Source organism: Pseudomonas sp. AU11447 (assembly GCF_001672555.2).
Taxonomy (GTDB): domain Bacteria; phylum Pseudomonadota; class Gammaproteobacteria; order Pseudomonadales; family Pseudomonadaceae; genus Pseudomonas; species Pseudomonas nitroreducens.
On record NZ_LZDG02000075.1, the window covers coordinates 17,823 to 36,303 of the forward strand.

Annotated in this window: 15 protein-coding genes; 8 read left to right on the top strand and 7 right to left on the bottom strand. The window is 65.7% G+C overall.

The features are described 5' to 3' along the window. Positions 1 to 4: 4 nt before the first annotated feature. Together A6723_RS26170 and A6723_RS26175 are read left to right on the top strand one after the other, a co-directional pair. The gene (locus tag A6723_RS26170; protein WP_054909744.1) at positions 5 to 1,057 is read left to right on the top strand and encodes an aminoglycoside phosphotransferase family protein; all 1,053 of its coding nucleotides are present in this window, start codon (positions 5 to 7) and stop codon (positions 1,055 to 1,057) included. Beyond that, on the top strand, positions 1,054 to 2,556 hold the full coding sequence (locus tag A6723_RS26175; RefSeq protein WP_054909743.1) for an aldehyde dehydrogenase: 1,503 nt from the start codon (positions 1,054 to 1,056) through the stop codon (positions 2,554 to 2,556). The genes A6723_RS26170 and A6723_RS26175 overlap by 4 nt, the downstream gene beginning before the upstream one ends. A 4-nt stretch (positions 2,557 to 2,560) precedes the next feature. On the opposite strand, the gene A6723_RS26180 is transcribed toward A6723_RS26175, so the two are convergent. Together A6723_RS26180 and A6723_RS26185 are read right to left on the bottom strand one after the other, a co-directional pair. After that, entirely contained in the window at positions 2,561 to 3,157 is a 597-nt protein-coding gene (locus tag A6723_RS26180; protein ID WP_054909742.1) for a GNAT family N-acetyltransferase, read from the bottom strand. Positions 3,158 to 3,316: 159 nt separating this feature from the next. Further along, positions 3,317 to 4,639 carry a CapA family protein gene (locus A6723_RS26185; protein WP_054909741.1) on the bottom strand — a complete coding sequence of 441 codons (1,323 nt, stop codon included), beginning with the start codon at positions 4,637 to 4,639 and terminating at the stop codon, positions 3,317 to 3,319. Positions 4,640 to 4,921: 282 nt separating this feature from the next. On the opposite strand from A6723_RS26185, the gene A6723_RS26190 reads away from it, so the two are divergent. The 6 genes from A6723_RS26190 to A6723_RS26215 all read left to right on the top strand — a co-directional run bounded on the left by A6723_RS26190 (position 4,922) and on the right by A6723_RS26215 (position 13,226). After that, positions 4,922 to 6,775 (top strand): DUF1302 domain-containing protein, encoded by a 1,854-nt coding sequence (locus A6723_RS26190; RefSeq protein ID WP_054909794.1) that lies wholly within the window; start codon positions 4,922 to 4,924, stop codon positions 6,773 to 6,775. 37 nt (positions 6,776 to 6,812) lie between these two features. Further along, the gene (locus A6723_RS26195; protein ID WP_054909740.1) at positions 6,813 to 8,171 is read left to right on the top strand and encodes a DUF1329 domain-containing protein; all 1,359 of its coding nucleotides are present in this window, start codon (positions 6,813 to 6,815) and stop codon (positions 8,169 to 8,171) included. A gap of 386 nt (positions 8,172 to 8,557) precedes the next feature. Then, on the top strand, positions 8,558 to 9,463 hold the full coding sequence (locus A6723_RS26200; protein WP_054909739.1) for a LysR family transcriptional regulator: 906 nt from the start codon (positions 8,558 to 8,560) through the stop codon (positions 9,461 to 9,463). 120 nt (positions 9,464 to 9,583) lie between these two features. Next, positions 9,584 to 10,771 carry a M20 aminoacylase family protein gene (locus A6723_RS26205; protein ID WP_054909738.1) on the top strand — a complete coding sequence of 396 codons (1,188 nt, stop codon included), beginning with the start codon at positions 9,584 to 9,586 and terminating at the stop codon, positions 10,769 to 10,771. Between the two features lie 2 nt (positions 10,772 to 10,773). Then, on the top strand, positions 10,774 to 12,048 hold the full coding sequence (locus A6723_RS26210) for an MFS transporter (protein ID WP_054909737.1): 1,275 nt from the start codon (positions 10,774 to 10,776) through the stop codon (positions 12,046 to 12,048). A gap of 68 nt (positions 12,049 to 12,116) precedes the next feature. After that, positions 12,117 to 13,226 carry a M14 family metallopeptidase gene (locus A6723_RS26215; protein WP_054909736.1) on the top strand — a complete coding sequence of 370 codons (1,110 nt, stop codon included), beginning with the start codon at positions 12,117 to 12,119 and terminating at the stop codon, positions 13,224 to 13,226. On the opposite strand, the gene A6723_RS26220 is transcribed toward A6723_RS26215, so the two are convergent. The 5 genes from A6723_RS26220 to A6723_RS26240 form a co-directional block, all read right to left on the bottom strand. Then, on the bottom strand, positions 13,196 to 13,711 hold the full coding sequence (locus A6723_RS26220) for a GNAT family N-acetyltransferase (protein ID WP_054909735.1): 516 nt from the start codon (positions 13,709 to 13,711) through the stop codon (positions 13,196 to 13,198). The genes A6723_RS26215 and A6723_RS26220 overlap by 31 nt on opposite strands. Before the next feature lie 107 nt (positions 13,712 to 13,818). Next, the gene (locus tag A6723_RS26225) at positions 13,819 to 13,998 is read right to left on the bottom strand and encodes a hypothetical protein (protein ID WP_024762799.1); all 180 of its coding nucleotides are present in this window, start codon (positions 13,996 to 13,998) and stop codon (positions 13,819 to 13,821) included. Between the two features lie 165 nt (positions 13,999 to 14,163). Then, positions 14,164 to 14,640, bottom strand: a complete 477-nt coding sequence (locus tag A6723_RS26230; protein WP_233298526.1) for a hypothetical protein — start codon at positions 14,638 to 14,640, stop codon at positions 14,164 to 14,166. Positions 14,641 to 14,951: 311 nt separating this feature from the next. Continuing rightward, positions 14,952 to 16,310, bottom strand: coding sequence for an OmpA family protein (locus A6723_RS26235; RefSeq protein WP_054910956.1), 1,359 nt, complete (start codon positions 16,308 to 16,310; stop codon positions 14,952 to 14,954). Positions 16,311 to 16,496: 186 nt separating this feature from the next. Then, a complete protein-coding gene (locus A6723_RS26240; RefSeq protein ID WP_054910955.1) occupies positions 16,497 to 18,290 on the bottom strand; it encodes an acyl-CoA dehydrogenase in 1,794 nt (597 codons plus the stop codon). Between the last annotated feature and the right edge of the window lie 191 nt (positions 18,291 to 18,481).

Genomic DNA, 18,481 nt, shown 5'->3' on the forward strand with positions numbered 1-18,481 from the left:
TGCCATGAACCTGCCTTGTGAAACCACCCGCGCCGCCGCCCGCGAGACCTTTCTCGCCGGCAGCGGCCTGGCCGGAGAGACGCTGACCGCGCTACCGGCCGACGCCTCGGCGCGGCGCTACTTCCGCGTCGATGGCAAGGGCCTGCTGCTGATGGATTCGCCACCCGGCGCCGAGCCGCTGGCGCCGTACCTGCGGGTGGCACAACTGCTGCGCGACTGCGGGCTGTCGGCGCCGAACGTGCTGGCCGCCGACCGTGAGCTGGGCCTGGCGCTGATCGAGGACTTCGGTGACGCCACCTATACCCGGCTGTTCGCGGCCGGTCACAGCGAAACGGAGCTGTATCGTCTCGCCGTGGATGCCCTGGTGCGCCTGCACCGCGCCGGCCCGCAAGCGGCAGAGGGTGTGCCGGCCTACGACGGGCAGAAGCTGGGCGAGGAAGCGGCGCTGTTCATCGATTGGTACGCGCCGCTGCTCATCGGCGAGAAGGCCGCCGCGCAGTTGCGCGAACGCTATCTCGCCGAGTTCGCCGCGCTCTGGCGAGACGCCTCGATGCGCCGCGAAGTACTGGTGCTGCGCGACTATCACGTCGACAACCTGATGCTGCTGGAGGGCAGGGAGGACGTGGCGGCCTGCGGGTTGCTGGACTTCCAGGACGCGCTGTTCGGCGCACCGGCCTATGACCTCATGTCACTCCTCGAAGACGCGCGGCGCGACATTCCCGAAACGCTGCGCGTGGCCCTGCTCACCCATTACCTCAGCCAGCGCCCGGAAGTGGACGGCCGGCGCTTCCTGGCCGACTTCCAGGTGCTCGCCGCACAGCGCCACGCCAAGGTGCTGGGCATCTTCGTGCGCCTGGCCAAGCGCGATGGCAAGCACGGCTATCTCAAGCACCTGCCGCGCGTACTGCGGCTGTTCCAGCGCGCGCTCGACAGCGAACAGCTGCGCCCGCTGGCGGCGCTGCTCGACGCAAACCTGCCGAACTGGCGCCAGCCGCTGGAGAGCGACGTGATCGCCCAGCGTCTGGCCTCACCCGAATCCCTGCGGAGCATTCCATGACCGACTTTCACGTTGACGTGCCCCTGCGTTTCATCGGCCCTCACTACCAGGGTGTGGCCACGCAGCGCCTGCGCGACATCATCAATCCCGCTGACCTCACGCCCGTGGGCCGCATTGCCCTGTGCGATGCGGAGGACGTGGACGCCACCATCGACGCCGCCAACGCTGCCCAGCGCGAGTGGAAGCGTGTCGATGCGAAATCCCGCGCGGCGATCCTTCACCAGTTGGCCAACGCCATCGAGACCGACCAGGCGACCCAGCGCGAAGTGGCGCGGCTGATGACGCTGGAGATGGGCAAGCCGTTCCCCGAGGCCATGGGCGAGCTGGCCAACTGCGCGCCGATCTTCCGCTACTACGCCGAGATGGCCCGCGATGAAGCGGGCAAGGTAGCCGGCACCACCCAGCTCGGCTCGTTCCAGCATGTGCGCTACGAACCCTATGGCGTCAGCGTGCACATCATGCCGTTCAACTTCCCCATCCTGCTGATGTGCTGGACCCTGGCCGCCTCGCTCGCGGCGGGCAACGCCTGCATCGTCAAGCCGGCGGAAAGCACCACGCTGTGCACGCTGAAATTCATGGAGCACTTCAAGGTGCTGCCGGCGGGGATGGTCAGCTGCGTGCCGGGCGATGCCAGTACCGCGCAGCGCCTGGTGCAATCCGAACGCACCCACGCCGTGGCCTTTACCGGTAGCGTCGCCGCCGGCAAGGCAGTGGCAGTAGCCTGCGCCGAACGCATGAAACCGGCGGTTATCGAGGCCGGCGGCAGCGACCCGATGATCATTTCCCGCCACGCACCGCTGGAAGTCGCGGCAGCGGGCGCGGTGACCGCAGCCTTCCACCTGAGCGGGCAGATCTGCACCTCGGCCGAGCGCTTCTATGTGGTCGACGAAGTGCACGACGAGTTCGTCGCGCGTTTCGCCGAGCGGACTCGCGCGTTGCGCATCGGTCACGGGCTGGAGCGCTCAGAGATCGGCCCGATGGTCAGCGAAGCGGCCCGCGCCAAGGTGATTCGCCTGGTGGACGATGCCATCGCCAAGGGTGCCACGCTGGTCTGCGGCGGGCGTATTCCGCCGCAATTCCCGGTGGGCTGGTACTACGAGCCGACCATTCTCACCGACGTCACCCCGGCGATGGCGATCTTCCACGAGGAGTGCTTCGGCCCGGTGGCGGCGATCTGCAAGGTGAAGGATTTCGACGAGGCCGTGCGCCTGGCCAATGACTCGCCCTTCGGCCTGGGCGCCTCGCTGTTCTCCACGGACCTGGCCGAAGCCATGGAGGCGGCGGACCGCCTGGAAGCAGGCATGGTCTGGGTGAACAACCCGCTGATCGACAACGACGCGCTGCCGTTCGGCGGCTGGAAGATGTCCGGCATGGGCCGCGAACTGGGCCGTCAGGGCCTGGACGCGTTCCGCCGCTCGAAGATGGTGATCATCGATCACCAGCCGCAGATCCACTCCTGGTGGTATCCGTACAGCGACGAGGTGTTCTACCAGGGCTGATCCTTCAAGCCGAGGCGCGGCCCAGCCTTTGCTGCAGCCGCGCCTTCACCTCGGGCCATTCGCTGTCGATGATGCTGAAGCGCACCGAGTTGCGCTTGCGGCCGTCGGGCATGATGCGTTCGTGGCGGACGATGCCTTCCTGCACGGCGCCCAGACGCAGGATGGCGGCGCGAGATTTCTCGTTCAGCTCGTCGGTGGTGAACTGCACGCGCACGCAGTCGAGTTCCTCGAAGGCGTAGGTGAGCAGCAGGAGCTTGGCCTCGGTGTTGATCGGCGTGCGCTGCGCCGACAGGGCGAGCCAGGTGTGGCCGATCTCCAGCTTGCGGTTGGCGCGGTCGACCTTCCAGAAACGCGTGCTGCCGACGATCTTTCCGTTGCGCCGATCGAGGATGGCGAAGGGCAGGACGGTGCCTTCCTCCAGGCCCTTTTCAGCCTTGGCGATGTAGCTATCCACGGTGTCCGGGCCGGGCACCACCGTGACCTTGAGGTTCCACAGTTCGCCGTCGGTGGCTGCATTGAGCAGTGCGTCGCGGTGTTCCGCGCGCAGGGGAATGAGTTCGACGTGCTGGCCGATGAGGTGGGGGCAGGTGAGGGCGGGCATGCTGTTGGGCTCTGGGTGAAACGAACCCGAAGCCTACCGTATGCAGCAGGCTTTTCGTAGGAGCGAGCTTGCTCGCGAACCGCACGGCAGAGGTGGTCCCGGCGAAAGGCTGTTCGCGAGCAAGCTCGCTCCTACAAGGAGGACGGTGTGGGACGACGGTCAGAGCGCCACGCGAGCGACATCCCCCTCCAGTACCAGGCGCGTCCCGTAGGGCTCTGACAGCGCGGCAAAGCGCTGCAGGATCGCTTGTGCGTGTTCGCCTTCGACCAGGCGCGGGCGGCCACGGCGGTGGACCGCTTCGCCCAGGCCCAGGCTCACCGGATGCAGTTCGATGCCGGTGAGACGGCGGCCATCGAACTGGCAGACCGGTACCAGGCTCTCCCAGAAGCGCGCATCGGAGGGGAAGCTGCGGGTGTCGTTCTGCGTACGTTGCAGGAAGACCTTGGAAGGCGTCTGGTTGCGGTCGACGCGGAACTGCTCGTAGCTGTCCGCCGGCAGGCGCTCGACCAGCTCGTTCTGGCCGATGAAGTTGCCCAGGCTGTAGAAGATCGGCTTGCCGTTGTAGATCTCCATGCCGCGCAGCAGGTGCGGGCCATGGCCGACCACGATGTCGACGCCAGCGTCGATCATCCGTCGCGCGACCGGCTGGATGAATTCGGCGGCGGCTTCCAGGTTCCATTCGCCGGTGGTGTCATGACCCAGTTCGTGGGCGTGGATGCTCAGTACGACGATGTCGGACAACGTCCGTGCTTCCTCGACCCAGCGCAGGATGTCGTCCATGTCCTTCTTGCGCGGCAGGGTGCGCAGGCGCGAGCTCTCGCCCTGGCGGAACAGCAGCGGGGTGAAGGGACCGAATACGGCCAGCGACGGATCGGGAATCGGGTGGGCGAAGCCCAGGTCCACCGCGCCCTGGTAGAGGCGGTCCAGGCCGAGGCTGGCGATGATCCCGCGCATGGCTTCCATCTGCGTGCCGTCCAGCTGGTGCACAGTGTCGTAGCGCAGCGGGTTGAGGCCGGGGCGGCCAGGCATGTCGCGGGTCTGTTCGCTGGCCTCCTGGCCCTTGCCGAAGGTGGAGGTGCAGGCGAGCAGCGAGACGGTGCCGGCGGGCTTGGTGCAGTACACCGGGCGGCGCGCTTCCTCGAGGTTGCGGCCGGTGCCGGCGAACAGCAGTTCGCGTTTCTCCAGCTGCGCGTGGGCGGCGTGCAGGCCGGCAATGCCGTAGTCCAGGCTGTGGTTGTTGGCGGTGGAGAACAGGTCGAAGCCGCCGTCCACCAGCTCATCGAGAATCCACGACGGCGCGCCGAAGTGCGAGCCGCCGCTTTCCAGCACTGCGTCGCCCTGGAAGTCGTTGGGCAGTACTTCCAGGTTGGTGAAGCTGACATCGGCGCCGCGCAGCAGGTCGAACAGCGGGCGCAGGGTTTCATCGTCGCGGCTGTTCAGGCGGCGCTGCAGGATGCTGTCGCCGGTCAACGCAATCTTCATGGTCCACCTCATCGTTGGGAGTCGCTGATGGCGGCGGACTTTAGGCCAATGCGCAGGCGCGGTCGGCTGAATCCTGGGTATCGCGATAGCTGCCGGTTATCACCCGCGAACCCTCACGGGCTGCCGGTCGCAGGCGTTTCGATTCTGGCTATGGGCATCACTTTTTTTCAGCAGTCAGCCTTGTGACAGCGCTCTTACCATGCGACCGCCTCCCGGCTTGAGAGCCGGGACGCAGGAGTGGCACGGCTTGCCGTGACCAGCACGTTCCAGGCGGAGAGCAGCATGAAAAAAACAATAACCGGCGCCGCAGGCTTCAGGCCGCACGCGCTGGCGCTGGCAACCAGCATGGCCCTTGGCGGGGCATCTTCGGCTCAGGCAGTGAGCTTCAACGTGGGGGAAATCGAAGGGCGCTTCGACTCGACCCTGTCCATCGGCGCCAGCTGGGCGATGGACAGCCCGGACAAGAAGTTCATCGGCTCCCGCAACGGCGGTACGGCCTCCAGCCAGACCTCCGATGACGGTCGGCTGAACTTCAAGAAGGGCGAAACCTTCTCCAAGATCTTCAAGGGCCTGCACGACCTGGAGCTGAAGTACGACGATAGCGGCCTGTTCCTGCGCGGCAAGTACTGGTACGACTTCGAGCTGAAGGACGAGCACCGCCCGCTCTACGACATCGACGACAACGGCCGCGACATGGCGGCGCGCTCCTCTGGTGCCGAGCTGCTCGACGCCTTCATCTACCACAACTACGACTTCCACGACCTGCCCGGCACCGTGCGCCTTGGCCGCCAGGTGGTGAGCTGGGGCGAGAGTACCTTCATCCAGAACGGCATCAACTCGATCAACCCGGTGGACGTCGCTGCGCTGCGCCGCCCGGGCTCCGAGGTGAAGGAAGCGCTGATCCCGGTGAGCATGCTGTATTTCAACCAGGGGCTGACGGACACCCTGTCCATGGAGGCCTTCTACCAGCTCGAATGGGAGAAGACCGTGCCGGACAACTGCGGCACCTTCTTCGGCAGCGACGTGGCGGCCAAGGGCTGCGACATCAACATGGCGGTGAACGGCAGCGACTTCGACCGCGACATCGATGGCACCGGCATCAGGGGTGGCTATGGCTACGTGCCGCGCACCGGCGACCATGACGCCCGCGACGGTGGCCAGTTCGGCGTGGCGTTGCGCTGGATGGTCAACGACACCGAGTTCTCCGCCTATGCGATGAACTACCACAGCCGCACCCCGACCAGTAACTGGGTGGTGGGCAAGGGCGCGCTGGCCGACCCGGTGGGCGGCCTGATCGGGCAGGGCGGGCGCAGCACGGCCAGCTGGTACCTGGATTATCCGGAAGACATTCGCCTCTACGGCCTGGGTTTCAATACCACCTGGGGCAGCACCGCGGTTCAGGGCGAGATCAGTTACCGGCCGAACATGCCGATGGGCATCAACTCCAGCGACGTCTCCGGCGCTGCCACCCTCGGCTCGGCGTCCACCAACGCGATGGTCAACGCCGGCTTGCCGATCTTCGCCAGCGGCTGGGCGGATTCGAGCTACGGCTCGCTGATCCAGGGCTACAAGCGCCTGCCGTACACCCAGGCCCAGATGACCTTCACCAACACCTTCGACCAGATCCCGGTGATCGGCGCCGAACGCCTGACGTTGGTGGGTGAAATCGGCTTTGGCCATATCGACGACCTGGGCTCCACCGATGGCTCCGACCTGCGCTTCGGCCGTAGCAGCGTTTACGGCAACGGTGAGCTGGCCAGCGCCGGTAGCTCGTCGCTGCTGGGCCTGTCGGGTAACGCGCTGTGCGAGAAGGTGGTGAATACCGCCAACCCTGGGCAGTGCAACGACAAAGGCTTCTACACCCAGAACTCCTGGGGTTATCGCCTGCGCGCGGGCCTTGAATACAACGACCTCATCGGCGGCATCTCGCTGCGCCCGAACCTGGCGTTCTCCCACGACGTGGAGGGCTACGGCCCGACCTTCAACGAGGGCGACAAGTCGGTGAGCGTCGGCGTCGATGCCGAGTACCTGAGCCGCTACACCGCGAGCATCAGTTACACCGACTATTTCGGCGGTGATTACAACGTCAACACCGACCGCGATTTCCTTGCCGTCAGCCTGGGCGTCAGCTTCTGACGCCGCCTGCTCCACTCTCAGTCCCAGAGGTATCAGCATGAACAACAAGCAATGGTTGCAGGCCGGCTGCCTGACCCTGAGCCTGCTCGCCGGGCACGTGATGGCCGCGGTGGGCGCCGACCAGGCCGCGCGCCTGGGCAATCAACTCACCCCCATCGGCGCGGAGAAATCCGCCAATGCCGACGGCAGCATCCCGGCCTGGACCGGTGGCCTGGCGCCGAACGCCGGCAAAGTCGATGCCGGTGGTTTCCTCGCCGATCCCTACGCCGCCGACCAGCCGCTGTTCACCATCACCGCGCAGACCGCCAGCCAGTACAAGGACAAGCTGACGCCTGGCCAACTGGCGATGTTCCAGCGCTTCCCCGAGACCTATCGCATCCCGGTCTACCCGAGCCACCGCAGTGCGAGCTATCCGCAAACGGTGCTCGACGCGGCGAAGAAGAACGCCACTGCAACCTCGCTGGCCGAGGGCGGCAACGGGCTGAACAACTTCACCATGACCATCCCGTTCCCGATCCCGCAGAACGGCCTGGAGGTGATCTGGAACCACGTCACTCGCTACCGCAGCAATGCCATGCTGCGCACCACCGCGCAGATGAACCCGCAGACCAACGGCGACTACACCATCAGCTACATGAAGGAACAGTTCGCCTTCCCGTTCGGGCTCAAGGACTACGACCCGGCGAAGATGAACAACATCCTTTACTACTTCCGCCAGGAAATCCTCTCGCCGCCGCGCCGCGCGGGCAGCGTGATGCTGGTGCTGGAGACCATCGACCAGGTCAAGGAACCGCGCATGGCGTGGATGTACAACGCCGGCCAGCGCCGCGTGCGCCGCGCTCCGCAAGTGGGCTACGACAGCCCCGGCGCGGAAGGCATGCGTACCTACGACGACTTCGACATGTTCAACGGCGCGCCGGATCGCTATGACTGGAAGCTGGTGGGCAAGCAGGAGCTGTACATCCCCTACAACAGCTTCAAGCTCGACTCGCCGGCGCTGAAGTACGACGACATCGTCAAGCCCGGCCACCTCAACCCGGACCACACCCGCTACGAGCTGCACCGCGTCTGGCACGTGGTGGCGACCCTGAAGCCGGGCCAGCGCCACATCTACAGCAAGCGCGACCTGTACATCGACGAGGACAGCTGGCAGATCGCCGAGGCCGATGCCTATGACGGTCGCGGCAATCTCTGGCGCGTGTCCGAAGGCCACGCGCGGCCGTTCTACGACCAGCAGTTCACCTGGCTGACGGCGGAAACCCACTATGACGTGCTGTCCGGCCGCTACACGGTGTCCGGCCTGCGCAACGAGGAGAAGAGCAGCTACGACTTCGCGGTGAAGTCCAGCAGCAACGACTTCACCCCCAACGCCTTGCGCGCCACCGGCATCCGCTGACGGCGGGCTTTACTGGCGCTCACCGGCGCTCCTGGTGTTGACTCAGCGGCCTTCGGGCCGCTTTTTTCGTTCGCCATAACCTGGAGAGGATCGTAGGGCGAATAACCTGGAACAGGTTATCCGCCGCTCCTGAATGGCGGATAACGCTGGCGCGTCATGCGCCCTGCGAACTGACCCCTGCGCAATTTGTAGGATGGGTGGAGCGCAGCGATACCCATGCTGTCGTTGTACGGGATCGATGGGTATCGCTACGCTCCACGCCATCCTACGAAAGGCACGCTGCGCGACCCGCCGGTCCGGCGCCGTTTACCAACCGTTACTCACGCCGGCCTCGATTTTGCTTTATGTTCCGACCTGTTACCGATCTCCGAGCCGTCGCCCACGCCATGAAGTTGCATCAACTCCGCGCCATCGTTGCCATCTGCGAGAGCGGCAGTATCCAAGAGGCTTCGCGCCTGCTGCATATCTCCCAGCCCGCCCTGTCCAAGAGCATCAAGGAGCTGGAGGCCGAGCTGGGCGTGCCGCTGCTGGTGCGCTCCAACCGCGGCATCACTGCTACCGAGTATGGCGAGCGCCTGGTGCGCCGTGCCCGCCTGGTGGTGGAGGAAGTGCGCCGCGCCCGCGACGAGATCGAGACGCTCAAGGGCGCGATGGATGGCCGCGTGGCCATCGGCGTGTCGCCCGTGACACCCAGCCAGCAGTTCGCCAGCTGCCTGCTGCGTTACCGCAAGCGCTACCCCAAGGTGCAATTGCAGATCAGCGAACTGCGCCCGGCCAAGCTGCTCGAAGGCCTGCGCGAAGGCCAGCTGGACCTGGTGCTGACCTCGCAGCCGTCCTCGCGCAACGTCGATGGTTTCCATTGGCAAGAGCTCTACGCCCAGCCCACCACGCTGGCGGTGCGCAAGGGGCATCCACTGCGCAACGCCCGCTCGCTGCACGAACTGCTCGACGAGGAATGGCTGGTACCCGACTCGCTGGATGTTTCCCTCGCCGGACAGATGTTCGAGCAGTACCAGGTGCGTTATCCCGAGCGTGTCATCGAGTGCGCCTCGGTGGTGCTCTACGCGGAGCTGGCGGCCAACACCGATGCGGTGAGCTTCTGGTCGCGGCGCGTGTTCGACCTGCCCATCGTTTCCAGCACGCTGGATGCCCTGGATATCGCCGAGACCGTGCCGGGCACCGACATCTCGCTGGTCTGCCGGCCGCCCGAGCTGATGACCCGCGAGGCGCAGACCCTGGTGGACGAACTGGTCTACACCTTCAAGGGCCCGCACCTGCGCAAGGCCGACTGATCCTGGCTCGAGAGCGGCCGTCGATAACCAGCCTTGATAAGCATGCGTGAAGGTCATTATTCAGCATCGCGCGCGTGGGGCATCCTGCCGGCCACATCAGAACAATGAGCAGGATGCGGCATGAGTCAGCACCCCACGATAGAAAGGCTTGCGGCAAGCACCGAAGATTTCGCGCGGATTCGCCGGGACCTCCACCAGCATCCCGAACTGGGCTTCGAGGAGGCGCGCACCAGCGCCATCGTCGCCGGTTACCTGCGCGAATGGGGCTATGAAGTCCACGAGGGCGTCGGCGGCACCGGCGTGGTTGGCGTACTGCGCCAGGGCAACAGCGCGCGCAGCATCGGCATCCGCGCCGACATGGACGCGCTGCCCATCGACGAGGCCAGTGGCGTTCCCTACGCCAGCCAGCACGCCGGCCGCATGCACGCCTGCGGCCACGACGGCCACACCGCGATACTGCTCTGCGCCGCCCGTGACCTGGCAGAGCAGCGCCACTTCGACGGCACCCTCAACCTGATCTTCCAGCCCGCCGAGGAAACCCTCGGCGGCGCCGTGGCGATGATGGACGACGGCCTGTTCGAGCGTTTCCCGTGCGATGCGGTGTACGCGCTGCACAATGCGCCAGGCCTGCCGGTGGGCTGTTTCCTGACTCGCGAAGGCGCGCTGACGGCATCGTCCGATCGCGTGTCAATCCGCCTGACCGGCGTCGGCGGCCACGGCGCCATGCCGCACCTGACCAGGGACCCGATAGTCGCCGCCGCCGAACTGGTGCTGGCGCTGCAGAGCATCGTCGCGCGCAATGTGCCGTCCACCGAAGTGGGCGTAGTGACCGTGGGCATGCTCAAGGCGGGGGAGGCGGCCAACGTCATTCCCGACCACGCTGACCTGCGCCTCAGCGTGCGTGCCACCAAGCCGGAAGTGCGCGAGCTGCTCAAACGGCGCATCGGCGAAATCACCCGCGGCGTCGCCACCGTGCACGGCATGGAGCTGCAGTACGAATACGAAGAGCTGGTGCCGGTGCTGGTCAACACGCCAGAGGAAACCCGCCTCGCACGCCAGGTGCTGACCGAGCTGGTCGGCCCGCAGCGCCTGCTGTCCGAGATCCCTTCGGGCTTCCTCGGCAGCGAGGACTTCGCCTGGATGCTCGAGCGCCGTCCCGGCTGCTACATCGCCCTGGGCAACGGCAACAGCGGCCCCAGCGGCTGCATGGTCCACAACCCCGGCTATGACTTCAACGACGCAGCCATTCCCTTCGGTGCGGCCCTCTGGGTGCGGCTGGTGGAAACCTTCCTGGGCACGGGAGCCTGAGCATGACCCGACGTAATGGGGTACTCATCCTGCTGATGCTGGTGATGGTCATCAGCGTGCTGGACAAGACCATCTTCGCCTTTGCCGGCGCGCAGATCATCGACGAGCTGAAGCTCTCGCCAACCGAATTCGGCTTCATCGGCAGCGCCTTCTTCTTCCTCTATTCCATCTCCGGGGTGCTGGTGGGCTTCCTCGCCAACCGCTTCCCGACGCGCTGGATCCTGGCCGGCATGTCCGTTGTGTGGATGGCCTCGCAACTGCTGGTGGCACTGTCCAGCGGCTTTGCCGCACTGGTCGCCGGGCGCCTGTTGCTGGGCGCTGGCACCGGGCCGGGCACGGCGGTCACCCAGCACGCCTGCTTCAAGTGGTTCGGCCCCAAGGAGCGCGTGCTGCCCTCGGCGCTGATCCAGGTATCGATCATGCTCGGCGCCGTGCTCGGTGCGCTGAGCCTGCCGCTGGCGATCCAGCATTTCGGCTGGCGCACCGCGTACTTCCTGCTGGCACTGCTTGGGCTGGTCTGGCTGGTCGTCTGGCTGCTCTTCGGCCGCGAAGGGCAGCAGACCGCGGAAGAAGGGCCGGGATCGACGCTGCGCCTGCCTTACAGCCGGCTGCTGCTCAACCGCAGTTTCATCTGGATTACCCTGATGGGCTTCCTCAGCTACCTGCCCACCGCGCTGGTGTACAGCTGGGTGCCGGTGTACCTGCAGAAGGGCCAGGGCATGACGCCCATGCAGTCGGGCTACACCGTGATGGTGGTGACGGTCGGGGTGATACTCGCCAACCTGCTGCTCTCCACACTGTCGCAACGGGCAATGAAACGCGGCGCCTCGGTGCAGCGCGCCATGGTCCTGCCACCGATGCTCTTTGCGGCAGTCGCCGGCGTCGCCTTCTGCGCACTGACCCTGCTGCACGGCGATCGCCTGGCGATCCTGGTGCTCTATGCCCTAGGCGCGATCCTGGTGAACGTCCTGCCGACCTTCTGCAACACCCTGGTCGCCTATATCGCGCCGAGCGTACAGCGCGGCTCGATGCTGGCGATCCATATCGGCGGCATGACCAGCGCCGGCATGCTCGCGCCGTGGATAGTCGGCCAACTGGTCGAGCTGCGCGGTGGCGACATCGCCCATGGCTTCGAGACGGCGCTCGGCCTGTTCGGCGTGCTCACCGTGGTCTGCGCCGTCCTCGGCTGCCGGATCATCGCCCCCGAGCGGACCCGCCAGTCCTTGCAGGGCGAGCACAGCGACGCTGCGCTGCCGGGCGCCGTCGGCCACGCCTGATTTCCCCACCAAGGGCCCGCACGCCGGGCCCGTCTTTCTCGACTCGAATGCGATCATCCGGAGTGGTGATGACCCCGTCTGCCTGTTTTTCCCAGAGCTACGCCGAAGCGCGTGGCAAGTTCCTCGCCGCCTGTCTCTCCGCCGGCCTAGTCGTCGAATCCCATCGCCATCCACTGCCGGGCCGCGACGGCGAGCCCCTGGCGCTGGACGCGGCACGCAGCGGCCCCGCCGATGCGCAGAACCTGCTGATCATCAGCAGCGGCTGCCACGGCGTGGAGGGCTTCTGCGGCTCGGCTGTACAGGTCGCGCTGCTCAACGACCCCGACTGGCTGGAACTCTGCGCCAAGGCCGATTGCGCGGTGCTCTACCTGCATGCGGTCAACCCCTACGGTTTTTCATGGTGGCGGCGCTGGACCCATGAGAACGTCGACCTGAACCGCAACTTCATCGACTTCTCCCTGCCGCGCCAGCGCAACCAGGCCTACACAACCCTGGACCCGATCCTGATACCGCGCCGCTGGCCGTCCTTCGCCAGTCACCTGCGTCTGCTGCGCTACGCCATGCGCCATGGCCGCAAGCGATTGCAGGCGGCCATTTCCAGCGGGCAGGACAGCCACCCCAACGGCCTGTTCTATATCGGCGCCAAGCCGACCTGGAGCAACCAGGCGGTGCGCCAGGTGCTGCGCCAGCATGCGCGTGAGTGTGCTCGCCTGGGATGGATCGACTTGCACACTGGTTTGGGGCCCAAGGGTCATGGCGAGCGCATCTACGTGGGTGGTGACGACCCACGGACGCTGGCGCGCACGCGTCGCTGGTGGGGAGCCGAGGTGACTTCTGCGAGGGAAGGGGGATCGGTGTCGGTGCAATTGCAGGGGCAGATGATCCTGGCCGCCGCCAGCGAATGCCCGCAGGCCGGGCTGACCGCCATCGCCTTGGAGTACGGCACGCTGCCGGGGCTCAAGGTCCTCAAGGCGCTGCGCGCCGACCAATGGCTGGCCAACAATCCCGGCGTGCCGGCAGACAAGGCCCGGCGTATCCATCGCCAACTGCGCGATGCCTTCTACGTCGACGAGGATGGCTGGAAGTGCCAGGTGCTGGAGCAGGCCGGTGAGGCGGCGCGACAAGCCCTCGCCGGGCTGGGTGAGGCTCAGCCGGCGCTGGCTCGCGCGTCCAGATAACAGATCGTCGTGCGCCGTGACCCATGGGGCCGGCGCTGCGGGTCGGCGACGGTTTCCAGTTCGAGGAAACCGGCCTTGCGCATCATGCCGGCGGAGCCCGGGTTCTCTTCGTGACGCTCGATGTAGATGTCGGGCAGGCCGCGGGCGAGCAGATCGGTGATGGCTGCGCGCAGCAGGCGGGTGCCCAGGCCGCGTCCGGCTTCGCCACGGTGCACAGTGGCCTCGGCTATATAGGCATGGCGTGATCGCCCTTTCTGCTGGAAGCGGCCGAAGGCATCGCTTTCATGAAAAGTCACCAGCCCGCGCAACTCGTCGCCTTCCACTGCGACCAACGCCCATATCGCTCCCTCGGCGATGCCCTGGAAATGCTCGCGCACCGGACCTTCGGGCAGGAAGTTCCAGTCGTTGGGGCCGTGCTCGAAGATGAGTTCCAGCATGCCCTGCACGTCTTCGGCGTGGGCGGGGCGAATCTGCAGGTCGGCCATGGCGTGTTCCTGGAAGTCGGCTCGAAGTAGGGACGAACGACTCTAGCCACGGTCGATGCCCGGTTGCAGGCACAGTGGCGCAGGAAAACTGTACGGGTGGGGCCGGATCAGCGGCCGGGCAGCATCGGCGTCAGGTGCAGGATGTTCAGCAGGTGCGGAACGCGCAGCGGGTAGCAGGCCTGCAGGCGCACGCGCGCCTCGGAAAGGGTCATCTGACGGGAAAACGAACGCAGCACGGTCTTGCCCAGGCAGTGACCGTCCTGAAAATGCACGAGGAATTCATTCATGGCGAAGCGACAACGAGGAAACACGCACGAGGTGGCGCACAGGGCGCGAATAATAGCGGCTTCGGCGCGTTCATCGTTGCCATAAATCATCCTTTGCAGGAACTGTCCGACGGAACGCTTGGTCCGCCACCGGCCGAACCGACGACCGGTGGTGTCGGAAATGGCCTAGAGCCCGGAGGCATGCTCGTAAGAGTAGTCCAGGCGCAGGACGTTGTAGTCCAGGCGCATGCCGAAGGCGTGCATGAAGAAGGCCTCCAGCTGCAGCTCCAGCGAGCGCGAGGTCAGCGTCGCCAGGCGCGCACCCTGGCGGCGCGTGCGGCGGTTCACTGCGGTGAATTCCTCGTGGACTATGCCCTGGGCGGCCGGGTCGGCAATCAGGCGATAGCAACTGTCCGGCAGGTCATCGCGCTGGGTGGCCGACAGGCTGAGCTCGGGGTGCCCTTCGGCATTGGTGATCAACTCCACGCTGCAGCGCAGACCTCGGTCGCGGGCGAAGCGCGAGGCCTCTTCGAAGGCCGGCAGGGCCTTCTGCAGGACCTGGATCTCGAAGGCGAGGAAGAATTGCTCGTCGAATTCAACGTCCTGGGTATCGCGGGGTGCCTGGTTCAACATCGCCGGCATCTCCTGTGTCGATGAAGCCATGAAACGTCCGGAAGCGACCGTCGGGATCGCCGAAGTTTCGTCATCGCGGCATTGCGGACACAACGCACACAGTCGGTCGGCAATGCCATTTGCCTGAACGAAAGGCCATCTCACTGAAGCCACGCCTGGCTGTCAACGAGCATTTCCATATAAGGACGGCCGCAGGCAATAGCCAAGCGTTCACAGTGGAGAGGCGGGACCAGTCGGTGGCACGATTGGCGTGGTAAACACGGGGTGTAATGAAGTCTTTACAGAGAGTGGCCGCCCATCCTTGATTCGGATGGGCGGCCAGGACGGCTGTCTACTGCGCGTCACTCACCCTGGACGGTGAACTCGATGCGGCGGTTCTTGGCCCGGCCTTCATCCGTCGCGTTGTCGGCAATCGGCTTGCTGGAGCCGTAGCCCTTGGCGATCAGCGAGGAGGGTGCGACGCCCAGCTCCACCAGCTTCGCAACGACGGCGTCTGCGCGTTTCTGGCTCATATCCAGGTTGCCCTGGTCGGTACCGACGCTGTCACTATGGCCGCCCACCTCGATGTGCGTTCCCTGCGGGGCAGCCTTGATCGCCTCGGCTGCCCGGGAAAGGATTTCCAGGCTGTCGACGGTGATCGCGTTGGAGTTGGTATTGAAGTAGACATTCATCAGGTTCAGCGCCTGAACCAGGTCCTGGGCGCTGAAACCAGCCTGCAGCCCCGCCAGAGCTGCGGTCGCGCGCTCCCACAGGCCACTGATGGAATAACCACTGAACAGGGCACGCAGTTGCTGGCTGATGTCGAACCGCTTGTCCTCCGGCAGAGCCGAGGTGTCGATGGACAGCTTGTCACCATCGAAGCCGATCTTCAGGCCACTGGCATTGAGTTTCGGCAGGGCATCGATGAGCCTGTCCAGCCAGTCGGCCGGCAGGGTCTGCGGGTCGACCTGGATATTGCCTGAGACGTTGCTGGCGCCGAACTGGGTCTTGAGTGCATCCCATAGCCGCTGCTTGTCCGCCTCGCTCGCCAGACGGCCATGAGCGGTGATATGGCCATCCTGATTCGCCAATTGGAACTGGGCGGGTTCTGGTGCCTGTTGCACAGGCTCCTGGACAACGGTTTCCTCCGCCGCCGGCACAGGTTCAGGCGCCACCACTGGGGCGGCGGCGGGCGGAGTCTGCTGTGCTATCAGGGTCGGGCGGCATTGGCTGATCGCCAGGATGAACAAGGCAATCAGCAAGGCGAGAATCAGCCAGAATAGCCAGCCTAATCCTCCACGCTGTTTCTTCGGAGCAGGGGTCGCGCTTCCATTGAGCAGGGCCGCCAGCGGCGCCGGCAGAACGCCGGAGCTGGGATCTCTGCCGTCAGCGGTGATCAGCGCGACGAGCTTGGGCAGCGTTTCCGCGCCCGCCATGTTGACGGCTCCCGGAGTAACACCAAGCAATTGGGCGATACGGTTGCTTTCCTGCTGGCCGAAACCTGCGCTGAACTGGTCGGGGTGCAGCACGTTGTCTGCTGGACGGGCGCCGATCCACGATTGCAGCAGATCGCCAAGTCCTGCGTCCTCGAAGCGTTTCGTGAGCCCCGCGAAGCCGCCAGTACGGGTGTTGACGAGCGAGTCTGCCAGCAGGCCGACAAAACGTCCGGCCTGGTGACCCATGCCCCGCTGTGCGGCCTGGTGAATGAGGGTGTCTAGCATCAGAATCTCCGTGGGAAAGAATGCCGGTCCGTCGCGTATGCCACGGACCGATTAGCTCGGCGTAATTCCTTTATGAGCCGAAAGCGGTCTCATTCTCGGAGGCACCCCATGCCGAGTCAGTCAGTCATTTCCCATTCGGAGAATCTTCATGCCGCAATTCGCCAGGCGCTGCAGATGGCCCTGGCGTCAGAACGCGAAATCGTCCATCGCCAGCGCTGCATCGCCGCCATCCATGATCGTTTGCGCCAACCCCGGCGCGCGGGTGAGGTAGTGCCCGGCGTAGAACTGAGCGGTGCGCAGTTTGGCGCGGTAGAAGGCGGCATCGCCGGTTGCATCTGCCAGGCGCTGCCGGGCGACCTGGGCCGAGCAGGCCAACTGCCAGCCGCCGCTGACGATACCGAACAGCTCCAGCAGCGGGACCGAACCCAGTGCGACCTGGCGTGGCTGCTCGGCATAGTGCTGGACGACGAACCGCACGGCATCATCCAGGGCGTTGATCGCGGAGAAGAACCGGTGGCGGATCGCGGCCAGGGCCGGATCGTCATCCGGTAGCAGCCGCTGGACCTCACGCATGCGGGCGATCAGGGCGAAAGCGGTGGCGCCCTTGTCACGGGCGATCTTGCGGCCGATCAGGTCGCTGGCCTGGATGCCGGTGGTGCCTTCGTAGATCGGCGTGATACGGGCATCACGCAGATGCTGGGCAGCGCCGGTCTCCTCGATGAAGCCCATGCCGCCATGGACCTGCACGCCGAGGGAGGCGATATCCACCGCGTTCTCGGTGCACCAGCCCTTGACCACCGGGATCATCAGCTCGACATAGGCCTGGCGTTCCTCGCGCACCGCGGCGTCGGGGTGCCCGTGGGCCATGTCGGTGGCCAGTGCGACATCGCAGGCCAGGGCGCGCATGGCCTCGACCCGCGAGCGCATGGACATCAGCATGCGGCGCACGTCGGGATGGCGGATGATCGCGACCTTGTCACGGCCGGGCACACCGATCTCGCTGCCCTGCACGCGCAGCCGCGCGTAGGTGGCGGCGCGCTGGTAGGCGCGCTCGGCCAGGCCGATGCCTTCGATACCCACCGAGAAGCGGGCGGCATTCATCATGATGAACATGTATTCCAGGCCGCGATTCTCTTCCCCCACCAGCCAGCCCGTGGCGCCGCCCTGGTCGCCGAACGCGAGCACGGCGGTCGGGCTGCCGTGGATACCGAGCTTGTGTTCGATGGAAACGCAGTGCACGTCATTGCGTTCGCCCAGGCCGCCATCGGCATCCAGCAATACCTTGGGCACCACGAACAGCGAGATGCCCTTGACTCCGTCCGGCGCGCCGGGCACGCGGGCCAGTACCAGATGCACGATATTGTCGGTGAGGTCGTGCTCGCCATAGGTGATGAAGATCTTCTGCCCGAACAGCTTGTAGGTCCCGTCACCCTGGGGCTCGGCGCGGGTGCGCACGGCAGCGAGGTCGGAACCGGCCTGGGGCTCGGTGAGGTTCATGGTGCCGGTCCACTCGCCGCTGACCAGCCTGGGCAACCAGGTCTGCTTCAGTTCGTCGGAGCCACGCAACTCGATGGCCTCGATGGCGCCGCGGGTCAACATGGGGCACAGGCCGAAGGCGACGTTGGCGGCGTTCCACATCTCTTCCACCAGCGCCGAAACCAGCCGAGGGGCGCCCTGGCCGCCGAATTCGGGCGAGCAGGAAAGAGCGTTCCAGCCATTGCTGGCGAACTGTCCATACGCCTCGCGCCAGCCTTGGGCCGTACTGACCTGTGCGTCGTGCCAGCGCGCGCCCTGGCGGTCACCGACGACGTTCAGCGGTGCCAGCACGCCCTGGGCGAAGCGTGCGGCCTCGTTGAGGATGGCGTCCACCAACTCGCCGTTCATGTCTTGCTGGCCGGGCAGGCTGTCAAGCGAATCAAGCAGATTCAGCTCACTCAGAACGAATTGCATGTCGCGCAGCGGGGCGCTGTAGTCACTCATGGCGAAGCTCCTGTTCAAGAAGACGGGCAGGGCGGGTTGCTCAGGAGTACTTGAACCTGTTCCCGCCGAGGGAGTGGTGGTCGTCGGCGCTGAGTGCCTGTCTGTTGAGACAGGCGTCAGACGCTCAAGGTGCCATCGGCGATCGATGGAATCGCCGATTCAGCGTGCCGAGGCGTGACCGGGAGCCTTCC